4 protein-coding genes and 2 pseudogenes are annotated in these 4,144 nt (G+C 62.8%); 3 read left to right on the forward strand and 3 right to left on the reverse strand.

The genetic code is table 11. The annotated features are described in order from the left end of the window. Positions 1-89, forward strand: a pseudogene (locus HLH35_RS19545) (IS5/IS1182 family transposase); the annotation flags it as partial. Between the two features lie 18 nt (positions 90-107). Here HLH35_RS19545 and HLH35_RS19550 read toward each other — a convergent pair. Both HLH35_RS19550 and HLH35_RS19555 read right to left on the reverse strand, forming a co-directional pair. Continuing rightward, positions 108-1,076 (reverse strand): helix-turn-helix domain-containing protein, encoded by a 969-nt coding sequence (locus HLH35_RS19550; protein WP_182980722.1) that lies wholly within the window; start codon positions 1,074-1,076, stop codon positions 108-110. A 378-nt stretch (positions 1,077-1,454) separates the two neighbouring features. After that, a complete protein-coding gene (locus HLH35_RS19555; RefSeq protein WP_182980723.1) occupies positions 1,455-2,240 on the reverse strand; it encodes a sulfite exporter TauE/SafE family protein in 786 nt (261 codons plus the stop codon). A gap of 274 nt (positions 2,241-2,514) precedes the next feature. Between HLH35_RS19555 and HLH35_RS19560 the strand changes: the two genes are divergently transcribed. Then, on the forward strand, positions 2,515-3,225 hold the full coding sequence (locus tag HLH35_RS19560) for a ferric reductase-like transmembrane domain-containing protein (RefSeq protein WP_182980724.1): 711 nt from the start codon (positions 2,515-2,517) through the stop codon (positions 3,223-3,225). Then, positions 3,222-3,602 (forward strand): cytochrome c3 family protein, encoded by a 381-nt coding sequence (locus tag HLH35_RS19565; protein WP_182980725.1) that lies wholly within the window; start codon positions 3,222-3,224, stop codon positions 3,600-3,602. Before HLH35_RS19560 ends, HLH35_RS19565 begins: the two co-directional genes overlap by 4 nt. 450 nt (positions 3,603-4,052) lie before the next feature. On the opposite strand, the pseudogene HLH35_RS19570 reads toward HLH35_RS19565, so the two are convergent. Then, a pseudogene (locus HLH35_RS19570) lies at positions 4,053-4,144 on the reverse strand (IS5/IS1182 family transposase); the annotation flags it as partial.

Raw genomic sequence — 4,144 nt, forward strand, 5'->3', positions numbered from 1 at the left:
GGGATTACGAGCAGAGGATCGACGTCTCGGAGGCAATGATCCATGTCGCTCTCGGTAGCCTCATGCTCCGCAGAATTGTCCACCCATGACCATTCTCAAACGGACTCTCAGTGGGCCTCGTGGCGCTTCAGCCGGCGATGCAGCGTGGCACGGCTGACGCCCAGTTCCCGCGCTGCCGCCGAGATGTTTCCGTTGCAACGTTTCAGCACCCGTTGCAGCGCCGCGTGGGCGGCGCGTCCGGGATCTTCATGGCCGGTATCCGACAGCAGGTCGGGCAGCGTCATGGGTTTGCCGGCGCGCAGGCCGAACAGGGCACGGGCGGCCTTGTTGGTGCCGACGATGACCTCGTTCTCGTCCAGGGCCAGGAGGGCCTGGGCCTCGTTGCCCAGCGAGATGATGCGATGGCCGGCGAAGGCTTCGCCGAACAGGCGGGTTTCGATCCGTCGGGCGGCGTCTTCGACCACCAGCGACAGGAAGGACAATGTGGCCGTGTCGCAATCATTGCGGCATGAGGAAATGTCGATCCCGCCGACCGGGCTGCCCGTAGGGTCGTGGATCGGCGCCATGGTGCAACTGAGCCCCGCATTGCGGGAGAAGAAATGCTGGTCGCGATGGATCGTCAGCACCCGGTCCTCGGCCAGGCAGGTGCCGATGCCGTTGGTGCCCTCATGGGCTTCGTCCCATATCGCGCCCAGGTTCAGGCCCCAGGAGCTGAAGATCTCTTCGTCGGCGGCCATGCATCGTTGTTCGAGTGCTACGCCGTGGGCATCGCTGAGCAGCATGCAGAATCCGCCGCGGCGGACTGCCGAGGCCAGCCGGTCCAGAACGGGTTGGGCTGCGTGCAGGAGCAGCGCGCTGCGTTCGCGTGCCGCGCGGTAGGCCTGGGCGTCCAGGCGGTGCGGGGGTTCGTCATGGTTCGGGCTCAGGCCGTAATGACGGAGCGAGCGCGACCATGAGGCCGCGAGTGCCGAGCGGCCGGAGGCGGATTCGTCCTTCAGTATGCTGTAGACGCGATCCGCGTGATGGACGTTCACTGACGCGTGATGATGATTGTCGAGTGATCTTGTTTTCGTCACTCTTGGCCTCTGCATTTCAGGCATATGTGTTATGCTGAGACGCTAATCATTTCCGCACCATCAGGGCAATCATGCCGTGTTCACAAACGCGCGGGACCGGGTTGCCACGCCCTGTCCGGGGGCCATCAGGAAACCCATGTGGGCGGATGCGGTTCAATCGCCGTAGCGGTGGAAAGGTTGCGATATCCATGCGTGAACACGACCATGCGGGGCCCAGGCGGCCGATGCCGACCCCAGCGCCCGGGCCGTTCGATCCGAATGACCCGATTCCCGGTGATGTCCCGGACGAAGATCCGTTCGAACCCGACGATGATGATGAGGGGCCCGTCTTGTAATCGATCCGGCCCCGAAGACTGCTGAGGAACCGGACGGGCTCTCTCAGATCATGCGGATACCGACGATGGTGAGTACGCTGGCAAGGACCGCGCGCTGGACATTCTCGCGGACCATGCCGACGAACAGGCTACCCAGGATGATGCCGGGGATCGATCCGACCAGCAGGGACAGCAGCATGCCGCCGTTGACCGAGCCCAGGAGCCAGTGCCCGAGGCCGGCGACCAGCGTCAGCGGCACGGCATGCGCGATGTCGGCCGCGACGATCCGGGCCGTCGACAGCCTGGGATACAGGACCAGCAGGACCGTGACGCCGATGGCGCCCGCCCCGACCGACGACAGCGAGACCAGGAGGCCGAGCAGCGCCCCGACCGCGACCGTCAGGCCGTGGGTCTGGCGGTCGGACAGGCTGGCGGAGAAGCCGGCCAGGCGCCGCATGATGGCGGCGCGAAACAGGATGCAGGGTGCGGTCAGCAGCAGGGCGACACCCAGGCTATGGGTGATCACATGCGTGGTCATCAATGACGGGGCGCCCATAGTGTGGAGCACGATGAGCGCCAGGGCGGAGGCGGGGATGCTGCCGCTGGCCAGGCGGCGCACCACTTTCCAGTCCACTCCGCCGGAAAATCCGTGCACGCCCGTGCCGACCGCCTTGGTGATGGCGGCGTAGAGCAGGTCGGTGCCCACCGCCGTCTGGGGATGCACGCCGAACAGCAGGATCAGCAGGGGCGTCATCAGCGATCCGCCGCCGACGCCGGTGAGGCCAACCAGAAACCCCACGCCCAGGCCGGACAGCGAATATAACGGCTGGATCGTGTCAATAAGCGTCATTACGGGAATTCCCGAGGTTAAAATCGTCATTTACGGTCGATATGCGGCAAACAGGTCGGCCTTCGAAGCGGGGCGCATCATAGTGCGGTATTTCTGTTAATCAACGATCAAATATGGTGATAAGGATCTCGTGCCGATCCGGGGCGGCCATGAGCGCATGCTTGTCGATCTTATTGTTTCGATGCCATTATTATCTGCGGCTGGCCGGAGCAGGGGGGGGGGGGACCTGGCGACGGGCACATGAAGGCCGTATCGTTCCGGCGCGGAGGGGGCCGTGATCATTCTGCTTCCGCTGCTGGTGTTGGGTGGCCTGTTGGTATCGGCCTTCTTCTCTGGGCTGGAACTGCCTGCCAACGGTCCGTTATGGGATATCGCCATGGCCTGCGGCTTCATGGCCTATGTGCTGGTGGCCTTTCTGTTTCTTCTGACCGGCCGCCCGCTGCGGATTCCCTTCAATGACGGCAAGTTCTTTACCGTCGCGCATCGCCTGCTCGGTTGCCTTGCGGGTGGGCTCGTCGTTCTGCATGTCGGCCTGTCCCTGTGGGCCGAACCGCTGACGGCCCGTTACCTGCTGCCAGGTGGCCCGGGATATATGCTGGCGGGGCTTGCCGGGCTGTTGCTGGCCGCTCTGGCCGTCATTCCGTCCTTCCATGCCGTGCGGAGCCGGATCTGGCGGAAGGCGGTCCGTTTTCGCCAGGCACATGGGCTGGCGGCGCTGGGCCTGCTCGGCATGGCCAGCTTTCACATCACGGGGGCGGGCCTGCACGTGCGGGGATGGAAACAGATGGTCGCCATTGCGGTGATTGCCGGCTTCTGCGCCATCCTGCCCTGGGTGGGACGTCACGGAAGGTTGCCACGGCCTTCCGGGCATCGGCGGCGCAATACCGCGCCTGTCGCCGTCCGGCTGGCGGCAATGGTCGGTGGTGTCGCGCTGGGTGTCAGCATTGTCTATGGACTCTATCTCAGCCAGTGGCTGGCGCCATGAAGGGCTGGCTCCCCGCAGGCATGCTGGCCGCGGTCCTGGGCATAGGGGTCGGGGTGGTCTGGTGGTGCGAATCGGGTATCAGCCACGCGATGCCGATCCCGGTCGTGTTCATGCATCGCGACCATGCGGCCTATAATTGCGTGCAGTGCCATCATGACGTGCTGGAACCGGCACTGGCATCATCCCCCAACCGGACGTGCATCGGTTGTCACCGGACGCGGCCGGATCAGTCGGGCTTGGCATTGTCGACATTTCATGATTTCTGCGAAGGCTGCCATCTGGCGCGTCGTCGGGAGCATGCCACCGCCGGTCCGATCCGGCTATGCCATGATTGTCACGTGCCGCCGCACGGCAGAAAAGGACAGGATATTTTCTGAAGAAGTCGTCCGGCGGCTAGCTTACGCAACAGAGGAAAGCTACGTGATGATGGTCGTGAGTTCGTTCTGGTTCTGATACTCATCTTCGAAAAAATGGTTTTCAAGGAGGAGTGGGCGCTTTCGTATGAGCGCCCGACATGCGCGGCGCTTTCCTTGCGAGGGTTCATCTGCCCCAGCAAGACTTCGGAGTGGGAGAGACGCATCGTTTGCAATAATTCGGTCACGTTGCCCGTATTCCGCGTGATGTCATGGAATAAGACTACTTTGCAGCGGTCGTTGGTACAGAGAGGGTCGAAAATGATATCCGGTACACGTCCGGGCCAATAGCTTCTGGCCGTTGGGTGTGCTGAAAGCCACGATGCTGACGATGAGGTATCCGCGTTATTGTCCCGTGCGACCGGAATCATTTTCTTCCATAATTTCTGATTGTAAGAGTCCGTTTGAGAATGGTCATGGGTGGACAATTCTGCGGAGCATGAGGCTACCGAGAGCGACATGGATCATTGCCTCCGAGACGTCGATCCTCTGCTCGTAATCCCGAA

The organism is Gluconacetobacter asukensis, from assembly GCF_014174375.1.
Lineage (GTDB): Bacteria > Pseudomonadota > Alphaproteobacteria > Acetobacterales > Acetobacteraceae > Gluconacetobacter > Gluconacetobacter asukensis.

What these genes read in the sequence shown, in the direction of transcription:
- HLH35_RS19555 (WP_182980723.1), bottom strand. Translation starts at nt 2,240, where the DNA reads ATGACGCTTATTGACACGATCCAGCCGTTATATTCGCTGTCCGGCCTG.
- HLH35_RS19565 (WP_182980725.1), top strand. Translation starts at nt 3,222, where the DNA reads ATGAAGGGCTGGCTCCCCGCAGGCATGCTGGCCGCGGTCCTGGGCATA.